Source organism: Pseudomonas sp. E102 (genome assembly GCF_052660185.1).
Map to the genome: position 1 here is coordinate 544,157 of NZ_CP084025.1, position 25,737 is coordinate 569,893.

Consider the following 25,737-nt stretch of genomic DNA (forward strand, 5'->3'; position numbering starts at 1 on the left):
GCTTGCTCGAGATGGCAATTTTCAACTCACCGCAAATCTCAAAGGCCGTTCCAGGTTATTTTCCAGGCACCAACGTCAACCGCGCCTTGCCATACCCGCGATCAAAGTTCTGCGGTTGCATCGGCAGGCTTTGATACTGCGCCTTGATCCACGGATCGATGCCGTTCACATAGTTCGGGCTGGCCGGGTTCCCCGATTGACCGGCGCCGCCCTGGATCGTCAACGGCTCGGGCTGGCTGAAATCGACGATCAAGCGCAGGGCCGGCGCCAGGGCGGTGTTGAAATCCTGGCCCCAGGCGAATGCGGCGGCATTGAGCGTGGTGCCATCACCGCCAGCCGCCAACGGCCCACGTACGACCTGGCCGCTGGTGTTTTTCCACTCGTAGCGGTGCAGTTTCCCCCACTGCCAAGTGGTGTGGTCGCTGCCCAGTTGGCTCTCGCCGACAGTGATTGCCGCTGCCAGGCTGCGAGCCAGGATCACGGCCTTGTCTTCTTTCTGCGGGGTGCGCACGTCGTCCCAGAACGGGCTGTCCTCGCGGCCGAGCAGGTGATCGGCCTGGGCCGAGTAGGATCGTTGGCCGTTCGCGACCAGTGCTTTCCAAGCCGGGCTGCTTTCCGGACCCAGTTCATCGAGGAACGTCTGCTTCATGCTTTCCTGCAGGAACAGCTCGTAGAGCGCCGCGTCGGTGGACACCGGGCTGAGCCTGCCGTCGAACGCCATCAGGCGGGTGTAGGCCTCGCGAGCCTTGGCCCGGTCCGCCACCGGCAGGGCTTCGATCGCCTGTTTCAGCGGCTGGGCCATGCCTGGGGCTTCGAAGACTTTCTTGAGTTTGGCCGCGAACGTCGTGGTCTGGTCATATTGCATGGCGCTCAGGCTGCGGGCGTCGTGCTTGCCGGCGCCGGCCAGTTCGGCCAGGCGCTCGCCACGCTCCGGCGCCGCCCAGGAGTTGGACAATTGCATGCCGTAGCCATGGGGAATGACCCGCTGGTTGGTAGTGCCGAGCCAACCCTGGACCGGGTCCTGGTCGTAGGGGTGCAGCATCGGGTCGGCATAACCGTCCCAGTCATAGCGACCCTCCCAGCCGGGCGATGGCAGCAATCCTTCGCCTTCACGGCGGTTGGGGTAGCGGCCGGTCACTTGCCAGCCGATGTTGCGCGCGTCGGCAAACACCATGTTCACCGCCAGGGCGCGAATCTCCCGGCTCGCATCCGAGGCTTTCTCGATATTTCGCGAGCGTGACAGATCGAAGAACGCATCCAGGGTCTTGTCGTCGGTGAAGCTCGGCAATTGCAAGGCCAGCCCCAGACCGTTGGCCATGGCCGGGCCTTGGGCGCTGTTGAGCAGGGGGCCGTGGCGGGTCTCGTACACGGCTTCACGAATAGACCGTTGACCCTTGATGAAATAGGTTTCGTTGCGCACGGTCGCCGGCTGCCATTTGCCGTTCACTTCGTAGGACAGCCCGTTGCCCTGGCGTCGGATCTTTTCCAGGAACAGGTCTTGGTTGTCACCAAGGACGCTGGTCATGCTCCACGCCACGTGGCCGTTGAAGCCGGCCAGGATCATCGGAATACCCGCCACGGAAAGCCCGGCCGCCTGGTACTTGGGCGCGCGGATCTGCACCGGGCTCCAGAGCGACGGCACGCCCAGCGGGCCATGGCTGTCGCTGGCCAACAGGCTTTTACCGTTGCGGCTGCGTTGCGGGGCGATGGCCCAGTTGCTCGAAAACGCTGCGCCCAACAGATTCAGGTCGGACAACTGGGCGCCAGCCTTGCTGATTTGGTCCAGGCCGGGCACCTGGCCATTGAGGCGGACGCCCTGAAGTTTATCGGCTTCCGCCAGGGGCAGCGGTTCATCGGGGTAGGACGGGCTCAGCCAGGCCAGTTTGTCGTTTGTGACGGTCTGGGCCAGCACCAGGGTGGCCAGCTCTTCCGGCAAGTTGGCCGACTGGCTGAAATTCAGCAGGCAGAACAGCAGCGCCGAGTCTTCCGGCTTCCAGTATTCGGGCTTGTAGCCGGTGGCAGCCAAGTCCGCCGGCAACTTGTCGCGATAGCGGAACAGGTAGGCATTGACGCCCCGGGCATAGACTTCAAAGAATCGCTTGAGGCGCGGCGATGACGCTTTATAAAGCTCGTCGGCGTTTTTCTTCAGGTTCACCGCCCGCATATAGCGGTCGATATCGAGCCGTTCGGCCCCGGACATTTCCGCCAGCCGACCTTGGGCAAGCAGGCGCAGGGTCGCCATCTGCGTGATCCGATCACTGGCGTGGACATAGCCGAGGGCGAACAGGGCGTCGTGGAAACTGTTGCTTTCGATCAACGGCATGCCCATCGCGTTGCGCCGGACCGAGACATTCTGCGCCAGCCCCTTGAGCGGTTGCACGCCGGTGGTAGGCGGGACAGTGTCCTGGGTATTCCAGGCCTGGCAACCGCTCAAACCGAGCACACTGGCCACTGCTGCGGCTACGCCGAGCTTGGGAATGAGGGAAATAAAGGCTGGCGAGGCCATGGCAAAGCTCCTGCGGGAGGGGGTGGCACCAATAAAGGCGCTACGTTAGTGAGCAGGGAGGGGCCGCGCAAGCGGGCGGTGGGGTTATTTGTTGATTTGGCGATGAAAGCCCGCGGCGAAGCCTGCGGCGAAGCCCGCAATCCGCTGAACACGTGGCGATGAAGCGGCCCCTCGCCACGGGCCGATCGACGACTTGCTCGTAGGGAACGGTGATGTTCAAGTGGTGCAAAATCCAACGATCGATCATGGGAAATCCGACATGGATCTACAGAAAAACGCGGCGCTGATTCTTATCGATCAACAAAAAGGCATCCTCCACCCCAAGCTCGGCCCCCGCAACAACCCCGAGGCGGAGCTGCGCATGCTTGAGCTGCTTGCCCGCTGGCGGAATTCGGCGCGGCCTGTCATCCATGTCCACCATCTGTCCCGCTCTGAAGACTCGGTGTTCTGGCCCGGGCAATCAGGCGTGCAAGTCCAGGAACGGTTCGAGCCGATGGCCGGGGAGCGGTTGGTTCAAAAGCAGGTGCCGGATGCGTTCTGCGGCACCTCCCTGGAGGCGGATTTGCGCGGTGCGGGAATCGGGCAACTGGTGATCGTCGGCGTCGCGACGAACAATTCGGTGGAGTCCACCGCGCGGACGGCCGGCAACCTGGGATTCGATACATGGGTGGCCGAAGACGCCTGTTTCACCTTCGACAAGGCCGATTACTTCGGCAATGCCCGTTCGGCTGCCGAGGTGCATGGGATGTCCCTGGCTAACCTGCACGGGGAATATGCGACGGTGGTCAGTGTGATGCAGATTCTGCAGGCGGGGTAATGGATGGGGTACAGGGCGGCCGCATCGCGAGCAGGCTCGCTCCCACAACATTCTTAGGCGGACTTTGAATCCTGTGGGAGCTAGCTTGCTCGCGATGACGGTCTAACAGGCAAAAAACTTTTTAGCCATCAAGCCCCGTGGCACTTCTTGAATTTCTTGCCATTGCCGCAAGGGCATGGATCGTTGCGGCCCACATCCTTCAAGGCATTGCGCACGGGCTCTTGGTGGGCGTGGCCGCAGTTCGGGCCATGGACGTGGCCGTGATCATGGTCGTGGTGGTCATGATCGTGGTTGCAATCAGGGCCATGGACATGGGGTTGCTGTGTCATCGGGGTTACTCCGCAATTAAATCGGCGGCGATTATCACGCCATTGCGCTCCAGGTGCACGTAGTGGGCGATGAATAAACCGGTTTCCAGCTCACCTTCCAGGCGATAGGGGATCTGCTCACGAGGTTTCTCCAACAGCTTTACCAGCTCCCGCACCTGGGGCCACAGGTTGGTGCGAACCGGCAGCTTGAAATACCCGCTGCGTCCGGGGCGAACCGTGAACCAGTGCTCATGCTCGCCTTCGGTCAGCAAGAGGTCGCCCAAATGAACCCGGTAGGTCAGGCCGCGCACGGTGAGGTCGCTATCACCGGGGTTGTCGACGCGAAAGTGCAGCATGAACCTTTGCTCCACCAGGCGCGCCCGCACCACCTCGACCTTGACCAGGTGGACTCGCGGCTCGGGTGCCTCTTCAGCTTGCCAGGACGCGCAACCGCCGAGCCCTACGATCAGTAGCAGGCAGGTGACGCATAGCCATTGGAGTTTGAAGGTCATGTCCGTGCCTCTGGTTTGTCCCCAGTTTAGCCCTCGGGTGGTGGACGAGCGTCAGACGTTTGCAAAATCAGCGATTGAAATACCCGGCGCAGCATTTTTTGAATTTATGCCCGCTGCCACAAGGGCAACTGTCGTTGCGGCCGATCTTCACCGGCACGGTGGGGTCGATGAAGTACCAACGCCCGCCGTTCTGCACGAACGATGACTGTTCGCGATGGCTGTGCTCACCTTGGCCGTCGTGCCAGCGCGCGGTGAACGTAACGAAAGCGTGTTCCGGTTGGCCGCCGAACACTTCGCTGCTTTCCACTTCCAGCCCCAGCCAGGTGCTCCTGGCGCTCCATTCGCTGATGGACTGGCGATCGAGGCCATCCTGCTGGGCCGGCAGAGTGGTGCTGACCAGGTAGTCCACAAGGCCCAGTACATAAGCGCTGTAGCGCGAGCGCATCAAGGCTTCGGCACAGGGCGCGGGATGGCCGTCATGGTAACGGCCGCAGCAGCCATCCAATGGGTTGCCACTGCCACAAGGGCAAATGGTCGTGTGCAGGCTTGTGTCCACAGCTACCACCAATATTTTCCAAAGTTTTCGGGGTTAGCCCAAAACCGTGAGTTGAGCCAGTCGGGGACCTGCTTGTATTCAAGCAGATCGTAGGTAAACAGGGTCAGCACCTGGTCCTCGCGCTGGAACCGCTCGCTGGCTTGCAAGGCCAGGGAAAAGAAGTCCGTTTCCTGCCAGCCGCAGGCGTTGAGGTCGGCCAGCACCGCAATCCGGCTGGCGTTGAGATTGCGGATGCCGCCCAACAGGTTCAGACCGTCGCGCTTGGGCAAATGCTCCAGGCAATCGAGCGCAAGGGCCAGGTCGAAACGCCGCGCCGCCACGTCCGCCGGCAGCGCGCCGGGGCCGGCGTGGACCACTTCGGTGGCGGGATGGGCCTGCTGGAACGCCTCCAGCGCAGGAAAGCTGCTGGCGCCGATCAGCAGCAGCCTTTGCGGGGCGTAACGGTCAAGCACGGCGGCCAGGGCTTGCTGGGGCGTACGCGAAGAAATGGCAACGGTCATCGAAGTTCCTCAATCAGAACCGCCAAGATAGCCTGCCCGGACATCATGGCCTAGAGCGGTTTGTCCACGAACGTACGGAACCTGCGCAAACACGTGGCGAAAACCTGTAATCGTTGGGGCTGGCGCAGATCCGAAGTCCGGTCTTTACTCCCCTGAATCGGCGGCGAAGCCGATCCTTCAAGGAGAAAACCCGATGAGCATAGTTCGGACAGCGTTACCCCTGGTTCTGCTAACGAGTGTGTTGACTGGTTGCGCAGGTTTGCAGAAAACCGACTGGCCGATCTGTGCGGCCACCGGTGGTGTCGTGGGCGCGGGATTGGGCGCCATCGAGAGCAGTTCCTGGATTGGGCCGGGCGCGTTGGTGGCCGGCACCGTGGCGGCAGGTTGGTGCTGGGCCCATGGCGATGGCGACGAAGACGGCGATGGCGTCCCGGACAGCCGCGACAAGTGCCCGGGCACACCGAAAGGCGTGCAGGTCGACGCCGACGGCTGCCCACCGCCCGCCCCGGCGCCAATGGCCGAAGAGCCGGTAGTGGTCAAGGAAGAAACGATCGTGGTGCGCGATGTGCATTTCGAATTCAACAAGGCCACGCTGACACCAACCGACAAGGAAGTACTGAGCACCATCGCGACCCGGTTGAAACAGGAAACCTCCACCGCGCAACTGCGGGTGACGGGGCACACCGACAGTGTCGGCAGTGATGCCTACAACCAGAGACTGTCGGAAAAACGCGCCAATTCCGTGGTGCAGTACCTGGTGGAAAGCGGCGTGCCTCGCGCCAGTTTCGTCTCGGTGGAAGGCGCCGGGGAAGGCCAGCCGGTGGCGGACAACAAAACTGCTGATGGCCGGGCGATGAACCGTCGTACCGAAATCAAGATAAACCGTTGAAACCCTTGTCATCCGCGGCTTGTACAGTCGCGGATGCGGGTCTTTACTCCTGTGTGACCGGTATGGGCCGGTGACACAGGAGCATTCATCATGAAGGTTCTCATCAGGGTTGCCATGCCGGTGCTGCTCGCGAGCAGTCTGTTATCCGGTTGCGCCACTCACAGCGACGGCAGCGCATCACTCAATCAACGCACCTGGCCGATCTGCAGCCTGATCGGCGGGCTCGTCGGCGGCGGTCTGGGTGCCATCGAAAGCACTGGCTGGGCGGCCGGTGGCGCCGCGTTGGGGCTGCTCGGCGGAGGCTTGATCTGTTATGCCCAGGATGGCGACGAAGATGACGATGGCGTGTTCGATCGTCGCGACCGTTGCCCCGACACGCCGGCCGGTACGGCCGTTGAACATCACGGCTGCCCGCTGCCGCAGTATCCGGCCAGCGCACCACCGGACGAGCCGCAAACGCCGACCAGTGAAGTCATCACCCTCAATGACACCGGCAAGGTGCTGTTCGAATTCGATAAATCCGATCTCACCCCGGCGGCTCGAAGCCAGCTCGACGAGCTGATGGGCAAGCTGAGCCACGCCAACGTCGCGAGCATTCGCGTGGTCGGCCATACCGACAGTGTCGGTACCGACGCTTATAACGAAGGCCTTTCCGAGCGCCGGGCCGGCAGCGTCGTGGAGTATTTGCTGACCCAGGGCGTGGCGCCGGCAAAAGTCACCAGTGAAGGCAAGGGCGAAAGCGAACCGGTGGCCGACAACGAGACCGACGAAGGCCGCGCCCAGAACCGTCGGGTTGAGTTGCGCATCCAGCGTTGATAACCGTTGCGACAAAGGGCCAGAGCCGTCGGATCGCAAAATTAAATTTGCCCGGCCCTCTGGCTTATCCTTTGCGCGAGCCGTTACTGTTCACGCAAAGAATAATTTCGAATGGGGGGCGTATGAAGGTGTTTTGGGGGCTGGGGCGCTTGTTGACCCTGCTGTTCTGGCTGGTGGTGCTGGTCAACCTGCTCTTGCCGTTTGTCCACCCGCTGCATGTCTTGGTCAATCTCGCCGGGGCGCTGTTGCTGGCGGTCCATTTGCTTGAGCTGTTGTTGTTCAGGGCACAGTTTCGCGGGCGTCCCGCTCCGGGCCGTGATCGCCTCCGAGTGCTGCTGTTCGGCATCTTCCACTTGCAAACCCTTCCGACCGCGCCAGAGGCTTCCCATGCGTAAATTGTGTCTACTCGCGGCATTCGTGTGCCCGTTGGCCTGTGCCCAAGTGGTTCAGGTCGAAAGCAATTCCTTGATGCGCCTGCCGAACACCACCAGCGTGCTGGCCCTGGAGCGCTTGGATGTGGCCGATTACGGCACGCTGTTGGTGCCTTCGAACGTCACGCAACTGTCCATCGCAGAGCTGCACCTGGGGCGCGAGGCACGCATTGCGATCGTGCCGGCGCAACAGGCATTGGAGATGAAGGTGGCCCAGGCCGAACTGGACGAAGGCAGCCAGATCACGGCTCGCGGCGCGCCGGGAACCTACACGAAGGCGGCGCGGCCGGGGCGCAATCTCAACCTGCGCTTCAATGCGCTGAACGCACCGCTACTGTCAGTCGATGCCCGTGGCGGCAGCGGTGCGCCAGGTTATGTGGGGCTCGACGGCGCCAACGGACAAGCTCCGGGGTGTACCTGGGGTTCGGCCGGTCGCGGCGCCGACGGCAGCAATGGCGGCGACGGCCAGCCGGGCGCGGCCGGTGCGCTGGTGCGGCTCGAGTTGCCTCGCGCCTACCCCGATGAACAGATAAAGGTCACGGTGGACGGCGGCGCCGGCGGCAAACCTGGGCACGGTGGCAAACCCGGAGCAGGCGGCAAGGCCAAGGGATGCCTGGTCTATACCGCCGACGGTGGCAAGAGCGGCCGGCCAGGCGCCGATGGCCAGCCAGGGCCTGCCGGAACGGCGGGCGCGGTGACGGTGCAGCGGTTCTGAATAACATTCATGACCCAGTGGGAGCGGGTTCCCACTGGGTTTGATGCGATATCAAAACATCGGCCGCGCCGCGCCTATCGCCACCACCAGCAACCCGATCAACAGATTGATGCCCACCAAGCGGCGTATCTTGCCCAGCATCGCTGCGCCAGTCGGCCAGTCCTGGGCCGTCACGGCGGTGCGCAATGCAGGCAGTTGCAGGCCCTGAATGCGGATGAACAGTGCCGTCATCACGATATACAGCCCCATCATCACCTGCACATAACGTGGCGCGGTTTCGAAGCCGGTGAAGCGCAGGTGGATCAGGCCTACGCCGCTGATCGGCAAAAGCACCACCGCCACCCAGACCCAGACAAAAAAACGCTGAAACACTTCTACCCATAGTTTTAGCCGGGCGGGGCCTTCAAGCGCCGTCATTGCGGCGGGACGCAGGATCATCCAGGCGAAAAACATGCCGCCGACCCAGATCAGGGCCGCCAGTAAATGCAGGGTGTAGACGAGGGCAAAGGGTGTCATTGGGTCACTCCGTTCTGCGCGAGATTCATTAGCGGGGTATGATAGCCGCCGATCCGAACCACTGAAAATTTATCCAGCGTTTTTTGCGCCCGACATTCATGATCAGCACCGAACTCAAAACCACGATCCAGGGCGCCTACTCGCGTTTTCTCGAAGCCAAGAGCCTCAAGCCGCGATATGGCCAGCGCCTGATGATTGCCGAAGTGGCAAAAGTCCTGGGCGACATCGACACCGATGACGAAGGACGGCGCAGTGGCGAGCCGGCCGTCGTGGCGGTCGAGGCCGGCACCGGTACCGGCAAGACCGTGGCCTACAGCCTGGCGGCGATTCCGAGCGCCAAGGCTGCCGGCAAGCGGCTGGTGATCGCCACAGCCACCGTCGCCCTGCAGGAGCAGATCGTCTACAAGGACCTGCCCGACCTGATGCGCAACAGCGGGCTGAATTTTACCTTCGCCCTGGCCAAGGGCCGCGGGCGCTATATGTGCCTGTCCAAGCTCGACATGTTGCTGCAGGAAGGCCACGCCCAGACCGCCACCGCGCAGTTGTTCGAAGAGGAAGGCTTCAAGATCGAAGTCGACGAGGCGAGCCAGAAGCTGTTTACCAGCATGATTGAAAAACTGGCCGGCAATAAGTGGGACGGTGACCGCGACAGCTGGTCAACGGCCCTGGAAGACGCCGACTGGTCGCGCCTGACCACGGATCACAGCCAGTGCACCAATCGTCACTGCCCTAACTTCGGCCAGTGTGCTTTCTACAAGGCGCGCGAAGGCATGGGCAAGGTCGACGTGATCGTCACCAACCACGACATGGTCCTGGCCGACCTGGCCCTGGGCGGTGGTGCGGTGTTGCCGGACCCGCGCGACACCATCTACGTGTTCGACGAAGGCCATCATCTGCCGGACAAGGCCATCGGCCATTTCGCCCATTACACGCGGCTGCGCTCCACCGCCGACTGGCTGGAAACCACGGCGAAGAACCTGACCAAGCTGTTGGCTCAGCACCCACTGCCGGGCGACCTGGGCAAATTCATCGAACAGGTGCCCGAGCTCGCGCGTGAGATCAAGACGAACCAGCAGTTCATGTTCACCGCATGCGAACAGGTGGCTGATTTCAAGCCAGGCGAAGATGTAGAGGGCCGCGAGCGGCCTCGCCATCGGTTTGTCGGCGGGATCATCCCCGAGCATATGCGCGAGATGGGCATCGAGCTCAAGAAGGGCTTCGCGCGCCTGACGGATTTGTTCACGCGCCTGACCGACTTGCTCAAGGAAGGCATGGATGGCGAGGTGAACATCGGGATCGCCAGCAACCAGGCCGAGGAATGGTATCCGCTGTTCGGCAGCCTGCTGTCCCGCTCGCAAGGCAATTGGGAGCTGTGGACGGCTTTCACCACCGAAGACCCGGAAGACAACCCACCGATGGCGCGCTGGTTGACCCTGGCCGAGAGCGGTTCGCTGTTCGACATCGAGGTCAATGCCAGCCCGATCCTGGCGGCGGACATGCTGCGGCGCAACCTGTGGAACGTTGCCTACGGCGCGCTGGTGACGTCCGCCACGCTGACCGCCCTGGGTACGTTCGACCGTTTCCGTATGCGCGCCGGCTTGCCGAAAATCGCCGTGACGGCCGTGGTCCCGAGCCCATTCCACCATGCCGACGCCGGCGTGTTGCGAGTCCCCGACCTCAAGGCCGACCCACGGGACGCCGCGGCCCACACCGCGGCGATCATCCGTGACTTGCCGGACCTGGTGGAAGGTTCCCGTGGAACCCTCGTGCTTTTTTCCTCGCGCAAGCAGATGCAGGACGTGTTCGACGGTCTCGACCGTGACTGGCGCAAGCAGGTGTTCATCCAGGGCAATCTGTCGAAGCAGGAGACCCTGAACAAACACAAGGCGCGGGTCGATGGCGGCGACTCCAGCGTACTGTTCGGCCTGGCAAGTTTTGCCGAAGGCGTCGACTTGCCCGGCGCCTATTGCGAGCACGTGGTGATCGCAAAGATACCGTTCTCGGTCCCGGACGACCCGGTTGAAGCCGCGCTGGCCGAATGGATCGAAGCCCGGGGTGGCAATCCGTTCATGGAAATCTCCGTGCCGGACGCCTCGCTGAAACTTGTCCAGGCCTGCGGTCGCTTGCTGCGCACCGAGGAAGACCGCGGCACCATCACTTTGCTCGACCGCAGGCTGGTGACCCAACGTTATGGCAAGGCCATCCTCAACGCGCTGCCACCGTTTCGGCGGGAGATTTCCTGACGGTCTTGTGTGGCGAGGGGGCTTGCTCCCTCGCCACACAAGACTGCGCTTAACCAGCCGTCTCGCGAAGGTTCACAAAAACATCAATGACTGAAACAATGCCAGCCAGCTGAAAAAAGCGTGTGTTTCAAAGGAGTTGCGGGTGCAAATTCAAGGCCATTACGAACTTCAGTTCGAAGCAGTGCGTGAAGCGTTCGCGGCACTGTTTGACGATCCGCAGGAGCGCGGCGCGGCGTTGTGCATCCAGGTCGGGGGCAGCACGGTCATCGACCTCTGGGCCGGCACAGCCGACAAGGATGGCCATGAGGCTTGGCACTGCGACACCATCGCCAATCTGTTTTCTTGCACCAAGACATTCACCGCCGTTACCGCCTTGCAATTGGTCGCCGAAGGCAAGTTGCAACTGGACGCGCCGGTCGCTCGCTATTGGCCTGAGTTTGCGGCGGCGGGCAAGCAATCCGTCACCCTGCGCCAGTTGCTCTGCCATCAGGCCGGACTTCCCGCATTGAGGGAGTTGATGGCCCCCGCGGCACTTTACGATTGGCAGACCATGGTCGATGCACTGGCTGCCGAGACGCCTTGGTGGACCCCCGGCGAGGGCCACGGCTATGCCGCGATCACGTACGGCTGGTTGGTGGGCGAATTGTTGCGCAGGGTCGATGGCCGTGGGCCAGGCGAGTCCATCGTGGCCCGGGTTGCCAAACCCCTGGGACTGGATTTCCACGTTGGCCTGGCCGACGAAGAGTTTCATCGCGTGGCGCATATTGCCCGCGGCAAAGGCAACGTTGGCGACGCAGCGGCCCAGCGTCTGTTGCAGGTCACGATGCGCGAACCGACGGCCATGACCACCCGGGCCTTCACCAACCCTCCATCGATCATGACCAGCACCAACAAGCCGGAATGGCGGCGGATGCAGCAACCGGCTGCCAACGGTCACGGCAACGCCCGCAGTCTCGCCGGGTTCTACGCCGGCCTGCTGGACGGAAGCTTGCTGGAAGGTGAAATGCTCGACGAACTGACTCGCCAGCACAGTTTCGGCGAGGACAAGACATTGTTGACCCAGACCCGTTTCGGCCTGGGTTGCATGCTGGATCAACCGGATGTGCCCAATGCGACCTACGGCCTGGGGCCGCGGGCGTTTGGTCATCCCGGAGCAGGGGGCTCCATCGGTTTCGCCGATCCTGAGCATGACGTTGCGTTCGGGTTCGTGACCAATACCCTCGGGCCCTATGTCTTGATGGACCCACGCGCCCAGAACCTTGCACGGGTGCTTGCCACTTGTCTATAAAACGCCATTGGCGGTAGTGGGTAAAGGAACAAGGTGTTGTTTTCGCTTTCCAAGCGACTGTTTATGCGGCCGGAACATGGCCTTCGTTTTTTACTTCAGATCATTTTGTGGATATCCAATGTCATCGAACAAAACCCTCGCTCTGGCGCTGTGCTTCGCTATCACCGGTTGCGCACAAAACCCACAAAATGATGCCGAGGGCGGCGGTGGCTGGTGGCCGTTCGGGTCCTCCGACAAGGTCGCGGCCAAGGAGCCGGTCCCGCCGGCTCCCTTGAAGCCCGCCGCCGTGGCGCCGCAAGCCAAGGCAGAGGGGGCCACGCATTGGTGGTGGCCGTTCTCCTCCGACGATGGCGCCGATGTCGCCAAGAAAGAAGAAGCGAAACCTGTCGCCAAGCCTGAAACCAAGGCGCCGGCTACCGTCGCCAAGGCCCAAGCCGAGAGCAGTGGCAAGTGGTGGTGGCCGTTCGGTGGCAAAGAGCAGGAGACCGCGAAGGCAGTGCCGATGCCCGACCCGAAAGTCACCCAGGCCTGGCTCGACGACTATGAGCCAAAGCTGCGTACCGCCATCAAGGACAGCAAGCTTGAGCTGGAGCGCCGCGATAATGTGCTGGTGGTCACCGCTCCCGTGGACGGCTCGTTCAACCCGGACCGTCCGGCCATGCTACTGCCGGTGACACTCGGCCCGTTCACTCGCGTCGCCAAGATTCTAGAGGCCGATCCGAAAACCGCGGTGCTGATCCTCGGTCACGCCGATACGTCGGGCGCGGCGCCGGCGAATCTGAAGCTCAGCCAGGAGCGCGCCCAATCCGTCGCGGCGATCTTCCGGCTCAGTGGCTTGCAGCGTGATCGCCTGATGCTGCGCGGGATGGGCTCGGTGGCGCCACGTGCGGCCAACGATAGCGTCGAGGGACGGGCTTTGAACCGTCGTGTCGAATTGCTGGTAACGCCCGCCAATACCATGGTCGCGTTGTTGAGCAAGTACAACATGCCGACCCCTGCGCCGGTGACCATGGTGGCTGCCCAGGACGTCAAGCCCGCGGCACCTGCCCCGGCCCCGGCGGCGAAAAAATCCGCCGCGCCGGCAACCAAGAAAGCCGCAGCCAAGAAGGCTCCTGCAAAGGCCCCGGCCAAAAAAGCCCCGGCCAAGAAGGCGACTCCGGCGAAAAAACCTGAACCGGCCAAGGCCGCGGCTGACGGGAAAAAAGTTGCTGCCGCCGACTCCTCCAAGAAACAGTGATTGGCTGATCACAAGGAACGCGCCATGACCCAAGCGCTGGCTGATATGCGCCGTGACTACACCCGCGATGGCCTGACCGAGGCGCAAGCCCCGGCCGAGCCGTTCGCGTTGTTCCACCAATGGTTCGCCGACGCGGTGAAAACCGAACAAGCTCCGGTGGAAGCCAATGCCATGACCCTGGCAACAGTGGACGCTGACGGCCGGCCTCACTGCCGGATCCTGCTACTGAAGGGCCTGGATGCCCAGGGCTTTACTTTCTTCACCAACTACGACAGCGCCAAAGGCCAGCAACTGGCTGCGAATCCGTACGCGGCCATGACGTTTTTCTGGCCGACACTGGAGCGTCAGGTGCGTATCGAAGGCAAGGTAGTGAAAGTCACTTCGCAGGAGTCGGACGCTTATTACCAGGTCCGACCGCTGGGCAGCCGCCTTGGTGCCTGGGCCTCTCCCCAGAGCCGGGTGATTGCCGGGCGCGGCGAGCTGGAAGACTTGCTCAAGGCCACTGAGCAGCGTTTCAGCGACAGCCAACCCCATTGTCCCGAGCACTGGGGCGGCTACCGCTTGCTGCCCGAGCGCATCGAGTTCTGGCAGGGGCGCCCCAGTCGCCTGCATGATCGTCTCAACTACCGCCTGCAAGGGGCGGATTGGACTCGCGAGCGCCTGGCGCCTTGATGGGGTAACCTGCCGCTGCCGCCTGGAGCCATTGCGGCAGGTCCCGTCGCTTGACGCCTTGTTCGCGGGCGCGAGCCAGTTGTTGCAGCATGTAGTGTTTTTTCGGTTCATCCTGCCCCGCCAATGACAGCGCCAGGTCTCGGTCCATCCAGCGTTTGATGCGTACGTACAGCCACCAGTGGAAGTACAGGCCGGCTAGGGTGGTAGCGACTATGATGAAGTAATCCATGGAGAGTCCTTGGAGCGGTAACGCTGCTGACTGAATTTGGCGCTGATGTTTGATGAATTTTCTCGGGTGCGCCTGTATCCCACCTGAATGAAAAGAATTTTATCCCGGCGAGGCCGTGACAGGTGTCAAGCCGGGGAGTTTAATGGATCCCTGTCTTTTGGAGTTTGATGCTATGCGTAAGTCTGTTTTGCTGGTTGCTTCCTTTTCCACGATGGCGATGTTGCTCACTGGCTGTCAGTCGAGCCTGACCGGTGACTCCTACTCCCGTGACGAAGCGCGTCGCGTTCAGACGATTCGCATGGGCACTATTGAATCCCTGCGTCCGGTCAAGATCGAAGGCACCAAGACGCCTATCGGCGGTGCGGCGGGTGCTGTAGTAGGCGGCGTGGGTGGCAGCGCGATCGGTGGTGGCCGTGGCAGCATCGTTGCCGCCGTAATCGGCGCGGTGGCTGGCGGCTTGATCGGTTCGGCCACTGAAGAAGGCCTGACCCGTACCCAGGGTGTTGAAATCACGGTTCGTGAAGACGACGGCAGCATGCGTGCCTATGTTCAACAGGTTCAGGAGAATGAAGTGTTCCGCGTGGGCGAGCGGGTGCGGATTTCTACTGTCGGTGGAACCAGTCGCGTTTCCCACTAAGTGGCTTTGATCGCGAACGCCGCTGATAACGTTGAATGAACTGGCCTCTTCGCGAGCAAGCTCGCTCCCACAGTGGATCGGGGTATACACCGAATGGTGCGTCCGCCGAAAAAACCGTGGGAGCGAGCTTGCTCGCGATAGGCGCTGATTCAGCTATGAAAACGCTGGATGAGTGCCCCGCTGTACGGCCCGCTCAACACGTCATGAATGCTGCGAAACGGGCTTGCGACTAGCCATCGCCGTAACCCCATACCCAATTACCGCCGCCAGGATCGACCCGGTAAGAATCCCCATCCGGTCCATTCCTGCATACTCACTTGCACCCGGTGCGAACGCCAGGGAACCCACGAACAGGCTCATCGTGAAACCGATCCCGCAGAGAATCGCCACCCCCAGTATCTGCCCCCAGTTCGCCCCGGCGGGAAGGCTGGCAATGCCGACTTTCACCGCGAGCCAGGTCAGGCCGAACACACCGACTGCCTTGCCCAGCAACAGCCCGACCGCGATGCCCATCGGCACGTGGTGAGTAAAACTTTCGACGGTGACGCCGCTCAACGACAGACCCGCGTTGGCGAAGGCGAACAGCGGCAGGATGCCATACGCCACCCAGGGATGAAGCGCATGTTCGAGGGTCAGTAATGGCGACGTTTCAGCGTTTTTCGTGCGCAGTGGAATGCAGAAGGCCAGGGTGACACCCGCCAGGGTGGCATGGACACCGCTCTTGAGCACGCAAACCCACAGAATCAGCCCGACCACCATGTAGGGGCCGAGTTTGACCACGCCCATGCGGTTCATTGCCACCAATGCCGCGATGCAGGCCGCAGCCAGCCCCAATGACAGGGTCGACAGGTCGCCAGAGTAGAAGATCGCAATGATGATAATGGCGCCCAGGTCATCAATGATCGCCAGCGTCATCAGGAACAGCTTGAGCGACACCGGCACTCGCTTGCCCAGCAAGGCCAGCACGCCCAGGGCGAAGGCAATATCGGTGGCCGTCGGGATCGCCCAGCCGGCCAGTGCGGCTGGGTTGTCGCGGTTGAGGAACCAGTAGATGAGCGCCGGCACCAGCATGCCGCCGACGGCTGCAGCGCCCGGCAGGACAATCTGCGATGGTTTGGACAATTGCCCGTCGAGGACCTCCCGCTTGACCTCAAGGCCGATGAGCAGGAAGAACATAGCCATCAGGCCGTCGTTGATCCACAGCAGCAAGGGCTTGGCGATCTGCAAGGCGCCGACCTGAGCCACCACCGGAGTCTCCAGCAAGCCGTTATAAAGCCAGTCCAGCGGCGAATTGTTGATCACCAGGGCCAGCACAGCGGCCGCGATCAACAAAAGGCCGCTTGCCGCTTCCAGTTGGAAAAAACGTGTCATAGAGCTACGTAGAGCCAAGACTGCTCTCCATTCATCGGATCCAAAGATAGGGACACCCTAACCCGTACCCTTAGTTGTTAAAACAAAAGTTATATTCTTTTTTGTTATATGCTGTTACAGCGCCTGTATTGCCGTCGGGCAGTTGACGGGCATATTGGACCTTAGCTGTACCTGTGCGCGATGTCGGTTTTTTCCTAAGCTTGCGTCTCGTATTTCCGAACCAGATCGTGCCCCGTGGCTATCGGTCTGCCTGCGTCGTACCGATCCAGCGAGAAAACACCATGAACGACCACCGCCCGTGGGCGCGTGAAGCCATCCGTATCATCGAGGCGGACTTCCAGCGCAGCGCCGATACGCACTTGATCCCACTGCCGTTGCCGGGGTTGCCGGGCATTGAGCTGTACTTCAAGGATGAGTCCAGCCATCCCACTGGAAGCCTCAAGCATCGATTGGCTCGTTCGCTTTTCCTCTATGCGTTGTGCAACGGCTGGCTCAAGCCGGGGGCGCCGGTGATCGAAGCCTCCAGCGGATCGACGGCAATTTCCGAGGCCTACTTCGCCCGGTTGCTGGGCCTGCCATTCATTGCGGTGATGCCGGCGACGACCTCTCGGGAAAAAATCGCACAGATCGCCTTTTATGGCGGCCAGAGCCATTTGGTGGATGATCCTACGCAGATCTACGCCGAGTCCGAACGCCTGGCGCGGGAGCATGACGGCCATTTCATCGACCAATTCACCTACGCCGAGCGCGCTACGGACTGGCGCGCCAACAACAACATCGCCGAGTCGATCTTCCAGCAGATGCGTTTTGAGCAGCATCCGGAACCGACCTGGCTGATTTCCAGCCCCGGAACCGGTGGCACGACCGCCACCCTGGGACGTTATGTGCGTTACCGCCAGCACTGTACCCATGTGCTGTGTGCCGACGCCGAGCGCTCGGTATTCTTCGATTACTACCGCAGCGGCGACGCCAGCCTGCGCCTGGATTGCGGCTCGCGGATCGAAGGCATCGGCCGACCACGGGTCGAAGCGTCGTTCCTGCCCACGGTCATCGATGCGATGGTCAAGGTCCCGGACGCCTTGTCTCTCGCGGCCATGCATTACCTGGCCAAGCGGTTGGGGCGACGGGTAGGTGGGTCCAGCGGTACCAACCTGATCGGCGCGCTGATCGCCGCGAAGGGGATGGTGGATGCTGGTGAGTCAGGGTCGATCGTGGCCATTCTTTGCGACGGCGGGGAGCGTTATGCCACGACTTATTATGATCCGGCGTGGCTCAAGCAGCAGGGGTATGAGTTGAGTGGGTTGATCGATGCGGTGGCTGCGTGTGCGGAACGCGGAGAAGCGCTGCCGGAGAGTGTGTTGCGGGCTAACATCTGAGTTCTTGAACACGCTGAGATCCCTTGTGGGAGCGAGCCTGTTCGCGATAGCGGATCAACATTCAACACAAATGCTGGCTGATCCACCGCCACCGCGAGCAAGCTCGCTCACACCGGGATGAATGTCAGGCCTCGAGGCCGAGCATATCCCGCGCCACCGCCTCGGCAATCCGGATTCCATCCACGGCCGCCGACAGGATGCCGCCTGCGTAACCGGCGCCTTCCCCAGCGGGGAACAAGCCCTTCACATTCAGGCTTTGCAGCGTTTCGTTTCGCGTGATGCGCAGCGGTGACGAGGTGCGCGTCTCGATGCCGGTGAGCACTGCATCGTGCAGCGAATAGCCACGGATCTGTTTCTCGAACGCCGGTAACGCTTCACGAATGGCTTCGATGGCGAAATCCGGCAGGGCCAGGGCCAGGTCGCCCAAGGCAACCCCCGGTTTGTAGGACGGTTCAACGCTGCCCAGCGCCGTCGAAGGCTTGCCGGCGATGAAATCGCCCACCAGTTGCGCGGGGGCCTCATAGTTGCTGCCGCCAAGTACGAAGGCGTGGGACTCCAGGCGCTCCTGCAACTCGATTCCCGCCAGCGGGCCCCCCGGGTAATCCACTTCCGGGGTAATGCCGACAACGATGCCGGAGTTGGCGTTGCGCTCGTTACGTGAATACTGGCTCATGCCGTTGGTCACGACCCGGTTCGGCTCGGAAGTCGCCGCCACCACTGTACCGCCCGGGCACATGCAGAAGCTGTACACCGAACGGCCGTTCTTGGCGTGGTGCACCAGTTTGTAGTCGGCCGCGCCGAGCTTCGGATGGCCGGCGTACTTGCCCAGGCGTGCACTGTCGATCAGTGATTGCGGGTGTTCGATGCGGAAACCCACCGAAAATGGCTTCGCTTCCATGTACACGCCACGGCTGTGGAGCATGCGGAACGTGTCCCGGGCGCTGTGGCCCAGGGCAAGGATCACGTGTTTGGAATGGATCTGTTCACCGCTGGCCAACTCGACACCGACCAATTGGCCGTCTTCGATCAGCACATCGGTGACTCGCTGCCCGAAGCGCACTTCGCCGCCCAGCGCGCGAATCTGCTCACGCATGTTTTCCACGACGCCTGTCAGGCGGAACGTACCGATGTGTGGCTTGCTGACGTAGAGGATTTCTTCGGGCGCCCCGGCCTTGACGAACTCGTGCAGGACCTTGCGCCCAAGGAATTTAGGGTCCTTGATCTGGCTGTAGAGCTTGCCGTCGGAGAATGTCCCCGCACCGCCCTCGCCGAATTGCACGTTGGATTCAGGGTTGAGCACGCTTTTGCGCCACAGGCCCCAAGTGTCCTTGGTGCGCTGGCGCACCTCCGGGCCGCGCTCGAGGATGATCGGCTTGAAGCCCATCTGCGCGAGCAACATGGCGGCGAAAATGCCGCACGGGCCGAAGCCGACCACGATCGGCCGTTCGCCCAGGTCGGCCGGCGCCTGGCCAACCACTTTGTAGCTGACGTCCGGCGCTTCGTTGACGTTACGGTCATCAGCGAACTTGCGCAGCACGCTGGCTTCATCGCGCACCGTCAGGTCGATGGTGTAAATGAAGCACAGCTCGGAAGATTTCTTGCGTGCGTCATAGCTGCGCTTGAACAAGGTGAAGTCGAGCAGGTCATCGCTGGCGATGCCCAGGCGTTGCACGATGGCGGGACGCAGGTCTTCTTCGGGATGGTCGATCGGCAGCTTGAGTTCGGTGATTCGTAACATGACAGGATCCGGTTCGCGGGGCGCACAACTGCGCCAGGGCGTGCTTCAAACCGGCGATTATAAGCTGCATTCCCTGCTACCCGTGAGGTTAAAACAGACTGGCGACAAGTCAGTCGTCCCGTGCGCCACCGAAATAGGCACATCCGCGCTGGACCTGGCCGTTGATCCGCAATTCGGCGCTCATGTGTTGCACGCTGCCGCTGGCGCTGTCGACACAGCGAGCCGGGGTGACCCATAGCTCGACTTTCTGGCCATTGGCTTCGGTACCGAGGTTGAACCGGCCATCACCCAATTGCTCCTCGACATAGGGCACCGCCAGTGGCGGCTGACCTACCCGATCCAGCACCAGGCCCTTGCCGCTGGCCGTGAGGGTCCATTCAGGGCTGTGGCCCGTTGCACGCAGAATCACGCGCTTGAAGTCTGCGTCGCCGCACGCGGTCCCCGAAGGTTCCAGGCGATAGAGCTGGCCAACGTCCAGCTGGCTGTCGGCACCGGCCGATGCGCTGGAAACGATGCGGCCGCGCAGGTCGGCGAACAACTTGCCGCTATCATCCGCCAGGGTGGCGGCTTGTTGCAGGACGCTGGTGCCGCCGGCGTCATTGACCATGTAGCGGCGCTGTTCCTGGCACGGCTGGAACATCAACTTGCCGTCCGCGGCTGTCAGTTCGCCTTGCATACGTGTTTGCCCCGCATGGGGCGCGCTCTGGCGCGGGGCTTCGAGCAGCTGGCAGCCGGCGAAAAGCGGGAGGAGGGCGACAAACAGCAGGGAACGAGCGGCACGCATCATTGGGTCTCCAGACAAGTGCCGCCACGTTACTCAGACTGTCCCTCTATCACAAGGGGTCAGCCCACGTGAAAGGTCTGGCCGGTTTGCAGGCCTTCGACACTCTTCGCGTAGGCCAACGCCACTTCCGCCGCAGGAACGGGCTTATAGCCACGGAAGTACGGCGCATAGTTGTCCATGGCTTCCAGAAGCACGTTCGGGCTTACCGAATTGACCCGTAGCCCGCGCGGCAATTCGATTGCCGCCGCGCGCACGAAACTGTCGAGGGCGCCGTTCACCAGTGCCGCCGAAGCGCCGCTCTTGATGGGGTCGTGGCTAAGTACGCCAGTGGTGAAGGTAAAGGATGCACCGTCGTTGGCGAACTCGCGGCCGATCAGCAGCAGATTGACCTGGCCCATCAGTTTGTCCTTCAGGCCTAGGGCAAAGCTGTCTTCGGTCATGTCGCCCAGAGGTGCGAAGGTGACATTGCCCGCGGCACAGACCAGCGCGTCGAAGCGGCCGGTCTTTTCAAACAAGGCGCGGATCGAGGCGCTGTCGCTGATATCGACTTGTACGTCACCGCTATGGCGGCCGATGCGTACGATTTCGTGGCGGGGCGATAATTCATTATCGATGGCCGAACCGATGGTGCCGTTGGCGCCGATCAACAGGATTTTCATGGGCTGTTCCTCATTGGTTTGAACGAGGTTGCAGTTTAGGCTGGATTTTCTTCGGGATAATCGTGCTAATAGGAAACCTTTGGTTTTCAATTGGAAACAATCCAGTGAGCGAGATAGATGACCTCGCGGCGTTCGCCGTGCTGGTGGAGGCTGGGAGTTTCACCTTGGCGGCGCAGCAGTTGGGGTGCAGCAAGGGGCAACTGTCCAAGCGCATCAGTCTGTTGGAAGAGCGGTTTTCGGTGCTGCTGCTCCAGCGCACGACACGACGCCTTAGCCTGACGGCGGCGGGCGCTGCGCTGTTGCCCCAGGCCCAGGCATTGTTGGTCCAGGTGGAAAGGGCGCGTCAGGCGTTGGCGCGCTTGAAGGGCGAAATTTCCGGGCCGGTGCGCATGACGGTTCCGGTTTCGTTGGGCGAAACGTTCTTCGAGGGATTGCTTACGGAATTTGCCTGTGCCTATCCCGACGTGCAGATTGAGCTGGAGCTCAACAATGGTTACCGCGATTTAACCCGCGATGGCTTCGATTTGGCGATTCGTTCGGATGCGGCGGTCGATGAGCGGTTGGTGGCTCGACCGTTGCTGGCCTGGCATGAAATGACCTGCGCCAGCCCGGCCTACCTGGAACGCTACGGCGAACCCGAGTCCCCCCACGCCTTGGTGGAGCACAAGTGCCTGCTCAACAGCCACTACAGTGGTCGGGAAGAGTGGCTGTATCACCAGCAGCACGAATTGTTGCGGGTGCGAGTGTCCGGGCCGTTCGCCAGTAACCATTACAGCCTGTTGAAAAAAGCCGCCTTGGCCGACGCGGGTATCGCCCGTTTGCCATCGTATTTGCTCCATGAAGAGCTGGCGGACGGACGCCTGCGTTGGCTGTTGCGCGATTTCCAGACCCGGCGCATGCCGATGTACCTGGTGCATCCTTATCAGGGTGGGTTGCCCAAGCGTACCCAGGTGCTGGCTGATTATTTGATTGAATGGTTCAAGCGCAGTGGGGAGGCGTTGGATCGGTTGTAGAGTGAAGACGCTATACCCGTGGCGAGGGAGCTTGCTCCCGCTCGGTTGCGTAGCGACCGCAAGAACTGGGGGCCGCTACGCCCGAGGCGTCGGACCGGCCCAGGGGGGGGCAAGCTCCCTCGCCACGGGGGCGTGCGCATCCAGATAAAAAAAAACGGCCCGAAGGCCGTTTTTTTCTTGGTGACAGCCTCAGCCGCCCAGGTACGCCTCGCGCACTTTCGGGTCGGTCAGCAGCGCTTCACCGGTGCCTTGCATCACCACGCGACCGTTCTCCAACACGTACGCCCGGTCGGCGATTTTCAGCGCCTGGTTGGCGTTCTGCTCCACCAGGAACACCGTCACGCCATCCTTGCGCAGCTGTTCGATGATGTCGAAGATCTGCTGGATGATGATCGGTGCCAGGCCCAGGGAAGGCTCGTCGAGCAGCAGCAGCTTGGGCTTGCTCATCAGCGCACGGCCGATGGCGAGCATTTGCTGTTCGCCACCGGACATGGTGCCGCCGCGCTGGGTAAAACGCTCTTTCAGGCGTGGGAAAAGGTGCAGCACCTTGTCCATCTGTTCCTGATAGTCGCCCTTGTCGGTGAAGAACCCGCCCATGGCGAGGTTTTCTTCCACGGTCAGCCGGGCAAATACCCGACGGCCTTCAGGCACCACAGCGATGCTCTTGCGCATGATCTGCGCCGACTCCTGGCCCACCAGTTCCTCGCCCATGTAGCGGATGCTGCCGCTGTGGGCCTGGGGCGAACCGCAGAGGGTCATCAGCAGCGTCGATTTGCCAGCACCGTTGGCGCCGATCAGCGTGACGATTTCGCCCTGGCGGACCTCGACGTTGACGCTGTGCAGCGCCTGGATCTTGCCGTAGAAGGTGGAAACGTTTTCGAATTGCAGCATTTACGCTTCCCCCAGGTAGGCTTTGATCACTTCGGGATTATCGCGGATCTGTTCCGGCGTACCGTCGGCCAGCGGCGTGCCCTGGTTGATCACGACGATGTGGTCGGAAATGCTCATGACCAGCTTCATATCGTGCTCGATCAGCAGGACGGTGACGTTGTGCTCCTCGCGCAACACGCTGATGAGCGCCTTCAGGTCTTCGGTTTCCTTCGGGTTCAGGCCGGCGGCCGGTTCGTCGAGCATGAGGATCCGCGGGCGGGTCATCATGCAGCGGGCGATTTCCAGGCGCCGTTGCTGACCGTAGGCCAGGGTGCCGGCGGTACGGTTGGCGAACTCGGTGAGGTTGACCTTGTCCAGCCAGTACGCGGCGTACTCCATCGCCTCGCGTTCGCTCTTGCGGAACGCCGGGGTCTTGAACAGGCCCGCGAAGAAGTTGGTGTTCAGGTGACGGTGCTGGGCGATCAACAGGTTCTCGACCGCCGTCATGTCCTTGAACAGCCGCACGTTCTGGAAGGTCCGCACCACGCCCTTGCGAGCGATGTGATGGCCGGCCAGGCCCTGGATCGGCTCGCCGTCCAGCAGGATGGTGCCGCCGGTGGGCTGGTAGAAGCCGGTCAGGCAGTTGAACACTGTGGTCTTGCCCGCGCCGTTCGGCCCGATCAGGGCAACCACCTGTTTCTCTTTCACGGTCAGGGCCACGCCGTTGACCGCAAGCAAGCCGCCGAAGCGCATGCTCAAGTTTTCAACTTTGAGGATCTCGCGGCTCATTTGCGCAGCTCCATGTGTGGGCGTTGCATAGGCAGCAGACCTTGAGGACGCCAGATCATCATCAGCACCATCAAGGCGCCGAACATCAACATGCGGTATTCACTGAATTCACGCATCATTTCAGGCAGCAGGATCATCACGATCGCCGCCAGGATCACGCCCAGCTGCGAGCCCATCCCGCCCAGCACGACGATGGCGAGGATGATCGCCGACTCGATGAAGGTGAACGATTCGGGCGTCACCAGGCCCTGGCGAGCCGCGAAGAAGCTACCGGCGAAACCGGCGAACGCAGCACCGAGGGTGAAGGCCGACAGTTTGATCACGGTTGGGTTGAGACCCAGCGCGCGGCAGGCGATTTCGTCTTCACGCAGCGCTTCCCACGCACGGCCGATCGGCATGCGCAGCAGGCGATTGATGACAAACAGTGCCGCCAGTGCCAGCAACAGGGCAACCAGGTACAGGAAGATCACCTTGTTGATCGAGTTGTATTGCAGGCCGAAGTACTCGTGGAAGGTCTGCAAGCCTTCGGCGGCCTTGCGCTCGAAGGTCAGGCCGAAGAACGTCGGCTTCTCGATGTTGCTGATGCCGTTCGGACCACCGGTGATGTCGGTCATGTTACGCAGGAACAGCCGGATGATCTCACCGAAACCCAGGGTCACGATCGCCAGATAGTCACCACGCAAGCGCAGGACCGGGAAACCCAGCAGGAAACCGAAGGTGGCAGCCATCAGCCCGGCGATCGGCAGGCAGATCCAGAAGCTCAGGCCGAAGTAGTGGGACAGCAGCGCGTAGCTGTAGGCGCCGACGGCGTAGAAACCGACGTAACCCAGGTCCAGCAGGCCGGCCAGGCCTACCACGATGTTCAGGCCCAGGCCGAGCATCACGTAGATCAGAATCAGCGTAGCGATGTCCACCGCGCCGCGCGAGCCGAAGAACGGCCATACCAGCGCGACGATGATGAGGGCGATGATGAAATAGCGCTGAGTCGTTGGCAGGGTCAGGAAGTTGCTGGCCTTGGCCGGGATCAGCGGCAGGCCCGGGGAGGAGCGCCAGGCCTTGCTGATTTGCTGGTTGAACAGCACGCGCAGGAACATCAGCACCGAGCAGATCGCGATGGTCGCAAGCACCGCAGGGCTGGTGTTGTGCACTTCCAGGTTGATACCGACGATGGTCAGTTTCAGACCGAGTACCGGGTAGGCCACGGCCCAGACCAGCAAGGCACTGAACAGTGCCTGTTTAAGATTCCTAGTCATACTTTCTCAACCTCCGGACGGCCCAGAATGCCGGTCGGACGGAACAACAGCACCAGAACCAACAAGCCGAATGCAACGACGTCCTTGTACTGGTCGCCGAAAATATCGGCGCCAAAGGCTTCCGCCACCCCCAGCACCAATCCACCGAGCATGGCTCCGGGAATGCTGCCGATGCCGCCCAATACCGCAGCGGTGAAGGCCTTGAGGCCGACGAGGAAACCAGCGTTCGGGTTGATCACGCCGTATTGCATGCTCAGCAGAACAGCCGCAACGGCTGCCAGCGCAGCACCAATGACAAAAGTCAGGGCGATGATGTTGTTGGTGTTGATGCCGAGCAGGTTGGCCATCTTGATGTCCTCGGCACAGGCGCGGCAGGCGCGGCCCAGGCGAGAACGGGAGATGAACAGGGTCAGGCCGAGCATGGCGATCACAGTGACGACGAACACCACGATCTGCATGTAGGAAATCAGCACTTCTTGTGCGCCACCCGGACCGAAGGCGAAGTTGCCAGGGATCAGGTTGGGGATTGCTTTGTCCTTGGAGTCTTGCGCCAGCAGAACGGTGTTCTGCAGGAAAATCGACATACCAATGGCGGAAATCAGCGGGATAAGACGGTTGCTGCCGCGCAAGGGGCGATAGGCGATCCGTTCGATGCTGTAGCCATAGGAACTGGTGACCACGATGCTCGCGATAAAAGCCGCGGTCATCAACAGCGGGACACTGTCGAGTCCCATCATGGTCAGCCCGGCAATGGCGATGAACGCCACGTAGGAGCCGATCATGTACACCTCGCCGTGGGCGAAGTTGATCATTCCAATGATGCCGTAAACCATCGTGTAGCCGATGGCGATCAGGGCATACATGCTGCCAACGTTAAGGCCGTTAACCAGCTGTTGGAAGAAGTGATAGATGTCAGGCATTACAGCGCTCCTAAAAACCTGATACGCATTTCACTGGTGGAGTCATTTTCCCGCCCGGCCCCGTGGATCTCTATCCACTTCGAATCCGGGTT

Annotated in this window: 27 protein-coding genes; 12 read left to right on the forward strand and 15 right to left on the reverse strand. The window is 61.7% G+C overall.

Annotated elements, in window-relative coordinates; translation table 11 throughout:
* Positions 1–55 precede the first annotated feature (55 nt).
* Positions 56–2,506 (reverse strand): penicillin acylase family protein, encoded by a 2,451-nt coding sequence (locus DOCECA_RS02635; protein ID WP_445571417.1) that lies wholly within the window; start codon positions 2,504–2,506, stop codon positions 56–58.
* 259 nt (positions 2,507–2,765) lie between these two features.
* Here DOCECA_RS02635 and DOCECA_RS02640 point away from each other — a divergent pair, with 259 nt between their 5' ends.
* Positions 2,766–3,323: a cysteine hydrolase family protein gene (locus DOCECA_RS02640; protein ID WP_434562628.1), complete on the forward strand. Its 558-nt coding sequence runs from the start codon at positions 2,766–2,768 to the stop codon at positions 3,321–3,323.
* A gap of 128 nt (positions 3,324–3,451) precedes the next feature.
* Here DOCECA_RS02640 and DOCECA_RS02645 read toward each other — a convergent pair whose 3' ends face one another.
* From DOCECA_RS02645 to DOCECA_RS02660, 4 genes are all read right to left on the reverse strand, one after another.
* Entirely contained in the window at positions 3,452–3,652 is a 201-nt protein-coding gene (locus tag DOCECA_RS02645; RefSeq protein WP_034146774.1) for an SEC-C metal-binding domain-containing protein, read from the reverse strand.
* Between the two features lie 5 nt (positions 3,653–3,657).
* Positions 3,658–4,143, reverse strand: coding sequence for an LEA type 2 family protein (locus DOCECA_RS02650; RefSeq protein ID WP_420764313.1), 486 nt, complete (start codon positions 4,141–4,143; stop codon positions 3,658–3,660).
* Positions 4,144–4,210: 67 nt separating this feature from the next.
* Entirely contained in the window at positions 4,211–4,687 is a 477-nt protein-coding gene (locus DOCECA_RS02655) for a YchJ family protein (protein ID WP_434611530.1), read from the reverse strand.
* Positions 4,688–4,701: 14 nt separating this feature from the next.
* Complete coding sequence (locus DOCECA_RS02660) at positions 4,702–5,199, reverse strand: DUF6231 family protein (protein WP_420764314.1); 498 nt, start codon at positions 5,197–5,199, stop codon at positions 4,702–4,704.
* 193 nt (positions 5,200–5,392) lie between these two features.
* On the opposite strand from DOCECA_RS02660, the gene DOCECA_RS02665 reads away from it, so the two are divergent.
* From DOCECA_RS02665 to DOCECA_RS02680, 4 genes are all read left to right on the forward strand, one after another.
* Positions 5,393–6,088, forward strand: coding sequence for an OmpA family protein (locus DOCECA_RS02665; RefSeq protein WP_420764315.1), 696 nt, complete (start codon positions 5,393–5,395; stop codon positions 6,086–6,088).
* Positions 6,089–6,178: 90 nt separating this feature from the next.
* The gene (locus tag DOCECA_RS02670; RefSeq protein ID WP_420764316.1) at positions 6,179–6,904 is read left to right on the forward strand and encodes an OmpA family protein; all 726 of its coding nucleotides are present in this window, start codon (positions 6,179–6,181) and stop codon (positions 6,902–6,904) included.
* Positions 6,905–7,026: 122 nt separating this feature from the next.
* On the forward strand, positions 7,027–7,299 hold the full coding sequence (locus DOCECA_RS02675) for a DUF1145 domain-containing protein (RefSeq protein WP_420764317.1): 273 nt from the start codon (positions 7,027–7,029) through the stop codon (positions 7,297–7,299).
* Positions 7,292–8,050, forward strand: coding sequence for a collagen-like protein (locus DOCECA_RS02680; protein ID WP_420764318.1), 759 nt, complete (start codon positions 7,292–7,294; stop codon positions 8,048–8,050). The genes DOCECA_RS02675 and DOCECA_RS02680 overlap by 8 nt, the downstream gene beginning before the upstream one ends.
* A gap of 51 nt (positions 8,051–8,101) precedes the next feature.
* Here the strand turns inward: DOCECA_RS02680 and DOCECA_RS02685 are convergent, their stop codons facing one another.
* Positions 8,102–8,566, reverse strand: coding sequence for a CopD family protein (locus tag DOCECA_RS02685; RefSeq protein WP_420764319.1), 465 nt, complete (start codon positions 8,564–8,566; stop codon positions 8,102–8,104).
* A gap of 98 nt (positions 8,567–8,664) precedes the next feature.
* Between DOCECA_RS02685 and dinG the strand changes: the two genes are divergently transcribed.
* From dinG to pdxH, 4 genes are all read left to right on the forward strand, one after another.
* A complete protein-coding gene (gene dinG / locus DOCECA_RS02690; RefSeq protein WP_420764320.1) occupies positions 8,665–10,809 on the forward strand; it encodes an ATP-dependent DNA helicase DinG in 2,145 nt (714 codons plus the stop codon).
* Positions 10,810–10,951: 142 nt separating this feature from the next.
* On the forward strand, positions 10,952–12,097 hold the full coding sequence (locus tag DOCECA_RS02695) for a serine hydrolase domain-containing protein (protein WP_420764321.1): 1,146 nt from the start codon (positions 10,952–10,954) through the stop codon (positions 12,095–12,097).
* A gap of 118 nt (positions 12,098–12,215) precedes the next feature.
* Entirely contained in the window at positions 12,216–13,334 is a 1,119-nt protein-coding gene (locus tag DOCECA_RS02700; RefSeq protein WP_420764322.1) for an OmpA family protein, read from the forward strand.
* A gap of 24 nt (positions 13,335–13,358) precedes the next feature.
* The gene (pdxH, locus tag DOCECA_RS02705) at positions 13,359–14,006 is read left to right on the forward strand and encodes a pyridoxamine 5'-phosphate oxidase (protein WP_434609929.1); all 648 of its coding nucleotides are present in this window, start codon (positions 13,359–13,361) and stop codon (positions 14,004–14,006) included.
* Here the strand turns inward: pdxH and DOCECA_RS02710 are convergent.
* A complete protein-coding gene (locus DOCECA_RS02710) occupies positions 13,954–14,235 on the reverse strand; it encodes a hypothetical protein (protein ID WP_420764324.1) in 282 nt (93 codons plus the stop codon). The genes pdxH and DOCECA_RS02710 overlap by 53 nt on opposite strands.
* Positions 14,236–14,407: 172 nt before the next feature.
* On the opposite strand from DOCECA_RS02710, the gene DOCECA_RS02715 reads away from it, so the two are divergent.
* Positions 14,408–14,872: an outer membrane lipoprotein gene (locus DOCECA_RS02715; protein WP_024776354.1), complete on the forward strand. Its 465-nt coding sequence runs from the start codon at positions 14,408–14,410 to the stop codon at positions 14,870–14,872.
* Positions 14,873–15,073: 201 nt separating this feature from the next.
* Here the strand turns inward: DOCECA_RS02715 and nhaA are convergent, their stop codons facing one another.
* On the reverse strand, positions 15,074–16,261 hold the full coding sequence (gene nhaA / locus DOCECA_RS02720; RefSeq protein ID WP_434609931.1) for a Na+/H+ antiporter NhaA: 1,188 nt from the start codon (positions 16,259–16,261) through the stop codon (positions 15,074–15,076).
* A 263-nt stretch (positions 16,262–16,524) separates the two neighbouring features.
* On the opposite strand from nhaA, the gene DOCECA_RS02725 reads away from it, so the two are divergent.
* Positions 16,525–17,619 (forward strand): PLP-dependent cysteine synthase family protein, encoded by a 1,095-nt coding sequence (locus DOCECA_RS02725; protein ID WP_445571418.1) that lies wholly within the window; start codon positions 16,525–16,527, stop codon positions 17,617–17,619.
* Between the two features lie 124 nt (positions 17,620–17,743).
* Here the strand turns inward: DOCECA_RS02725 and DOCECA_RS02730 are convergent, their stop codons facing one another.
* The 3 genes from DOCECA_RS02730 to DOCECA_RS02740 all read right to left on the reverse strand — a co-directional run bounded on the left by DOCECA_RS02730 (position 17,744) and on the right by DOCECA_RS02740 (position 20,800).
* Positions 17,744–19,357 (reverse strand): NAD(P)/FAD-dependent oxidoreductase, encoded by a 1,614-nt coding sequence (locus tag DOCECA_RS02730; RefSeq protein WP_434675272.1) that lies wholly within the window; start codon positions 19,355–19,357, stop codon positions 17,744–17,746.
* Between the two features lie 109 nt (positions 19,358–19,466).
* Positions 19,467–20,141 (reverse strand): COG3650 family protein, encoded by a 675-nt coding sequence (locus DOCECA_RS02735; protein ID WP_434611532.1) that lies wholly within the window; start codon positions 20,139–20,141, stop codon positions 19,467–19,469.
* A 59-nt stretch (positions 20,142–20,200) separates the two neighbouring features.
* On the reverse strand, positions 20,201–20,800 hold the full coding sequence (locus DOCECA_RS02740; RefSeq protein ID WP_434562638.1) for a short chain dehydrogenase: 600 nt from the start codon (positions 20,798–20,800) through the stop codon (positions 20,201–20,203).
* A gap of 104 nt (positions 20,801–20,904) precedes the next feature.
* Between DOCECA_RS02740 and DOCECA_RS02745 the strand changes: the two genes are divergently transcribed.
* Positions 20,905–21,813, forward strand: a complete 909-nt coding sequence (locus DOCECA_RS02745; RefSeq protein ID WP_434562640.1) for a LysR family transcriptional regulator — start codon at positions 20,905–20,907, stop codon at positions 21,811–21,813.
* Between the two features lie 189 nt (positions 21,814–22,002).
* Here DOCECA_RS02745 and DOCECA_RS02750 read toward each other — a convergent pair whose 3' ends face one another.
* The 4 genes from DOCECA_RS02750 to livH are packed head-to-tail and all read right to left on the reverse strand — an operon-like array spanning position 22,003 to position 25,645.
* A complete protein-coding gene (locus tag DOCECA_RS02750) occupies positions 22,003–22,704 on the reverse strand; it encodes an ABC transporter ATP-binding protein (RefSeq protein WP_072409624.1) in 702 nt (233 codons plus the stop codon).
* Positions 22,705–23,472 carry a high-affinity branched-chain amino acid ABC transporter ATP-binding protein LivG gene (gene livG, locus DOCECA_RS02755; RefSeq protein ID WP_420764330.1) on the reverse strand — a complete coding sequence of 256 codons (768 nt, stop codon included), beginning with the start codon at positions 23,470–23,472 and terminating at the stop codon, positions 22,705–22,707.
* Complete coding sequence (locus tag DOCECA_RS02760; RefSeq protein ID WP_420764331.1) at positions 23,469–24,725, reverse strand: high-affinity branched-chain amino acid ABC transporter permease LivM; 1,257 nt, start codon at positions 24,723–24,725, stop codon at positions 23,469–23,471. The genes livG and DOCECA_RS02760 overlap by 4 nt, the downstream gene beginning before the upstream one ends.
* Positions 24,722–25,645, reverse strand: coding sequence for a high-affinity branched-chain amino acid ABC transporter permease LivH (gene livH / locus DOCECA_RS02765; RefSeq protein WP_434609939.1), 924 nt, complete (start codon positions 25,643–25,645; stop codon positions 24,722–24,724). Before livH ends, DOCECA_RS02760 begins: the two co-directional genes overlap by 4 nt.
* Positions 25,646–25,737: the final 92 nt, after the last annotated feature.

Bases quoted from the DNA above. Each gene is read 5' to 3' on its own strand.
- DOCECA_RS02635 (WP_445571417.1), bottom strand. From the start codon at position 2,506: ATGGCCTCGCCAGCCTTTATTTCCCTCATTCCCAAGCTCGGCGTAGCC.
- DOCECA_RS02640 (WP_434562628.1), top strand. From the start codon at position 2,766: ATGGATCTACAGAAAAACGCGGCGCTGATTCTTATCGATCAACAAAAA.
- DOCECA_RS02645 (WP_034146774.1), bottom strand. From the start codon at position 3,652: ATGACACAGCAACCCCATGTCCATGGCCCTGATTGCAACCACGATCAT.
- DOCECA_RS02650 (WP_420764313.1), bottom strand. From the start codon at position 4,143: ATGACCTTCAAACTCCAATGGCTATGCGTCACCTGCCTGCTACTGATC.
- DOCECA_RS02660 (WP_420764314.1), bottom strand. From the start codon at position 5,199: ATGACCGTTGCCATTTCTTCGCGTACGCCCCAGCAAGCCCTGGCCGCC.
- DOCECA_RS02665 (WP_420764315.1), top strand. From the start codon at position 5,393: ATGAGCATAGTTCGGACAGCGTTACCCCTGGTTCTGCTAACGAGTGTG.
- DOCECA_RS02670 (WP_420764316.1), top strand. From the start codon at position 6,179: ATGAAGGTTCTCATCAGGGTTGCCATGCCGGTGCTGCTCGCGAGCAGT.
- DOCECA_RS02675 (WP_420764317.1), top strand. From the start codon at position 7,027: ATGAAGGTGTTTTGGGGGCTGGGGCGCTTGTTGACCCTGCTGTTCTGG.
- DOCECA_RS02680 (WP_420764318.1), top strand. From the start codon at position 7,292: ATGCGTAAATTGTGTCTACTCGCGGCATTCGTGTGCCCGTTGGCCTGT.
- DOCECA_RS02685 (WP_420764319.1), bottom strand. From the start codon at position 8,566: ATGACACCCTTTGCCCTCGTCTACACCCTGCATTTACTGGCGGCCCTG.
- dinG (WP_420764320.1), top strand. From the start codon at position 8,665: ATGATCAGCACCGAACTCAAAACCACGATCCAGGGCGCCTACTCGCGT.
- DOCECA_RS02700 (WP_420764322.1), top strand. From the start codon at position 12,216: ATGTCATCGAACAAAACCCTCGCTCTGGCGCTGTGCTTCGCTATCACC.
- pdxH (WP_434609929.1), top strand. From the start codon at position 13,359: ATGACCCAAGCGCTGGCTGATATGCGCCGTGACTACACCCGCGATGGC.
- DOCECA_RS02710 (WP_420764324.1), bottom strand. From the start codon at position 14,235: ATGGATTACTTCATCATAGTCGCTACCACCCTAGCCGGCCTGTACTTC.
- DOCECA_RS02715 (WP_024776354.1), top strand. From the start codon at position 14,408: ATGCGTAAGTCTGTTTTGCTGGTTGCTTCCTTTTCCACGATGGCGATG.
- DOCECA_RS02725 (WP_445571418.1), top strand. From the start codon at position 16,525: ATGAACGACCACCGCCCGTGGGCGCGTGAAGCCATCCGTATCATCGAG.
- DOCECA_RS02730 (WP_434675272.1), bottom strand. From the start codon at position 19,357: ATGTTACGAATCACCGAACTCAAGCTGCCGATCGACCATCCCGAAGAA.
- DOCECA_RS02735 (WP_434611532.1), bottom strand. From the start codon at position 20,141: ATGCGTGCCGCTCGTTCCCTGCTGTTTGTCGCCCTCCTCCCGCTTTTC.
- DOCECA_RS02740 (WP_434562638.1), bottom strand. From the start codon at position 20,800: ATGAAAATCCTGTTGATCGGCGCCAACGGCACCATCGGTTCGGCCATC.
- DOCECA_RS02750 (WP_072409624.1), bottom strand. From the start codon at position 22,704: ATGCTGCAATTCGAAAACGTTTCCACCTTCTACGGCAAGATCCAGGCG.
- livG (WP_420764330.1), bottom strand. From the start codon at position 23,472: ATGAGCCGCGAGATCCTCAAAGTTGAAAACTTGAGCATGCGCTTCGGC.
- DOCECA_RS02760 (WP_420764331.1), bottom strand. From the start codon at position 24,725: ATGACTAGGAATCTTAAACAGGCACTGTTCAGTGCCTTGCTGGTCTGG.
- livH (WP_434609939.1), bottom strand. From the start codon at position 25,645: ATGCCTGACATCTATCACTTCTTCCAACAGCTGGTTAACGGCCTTAAC.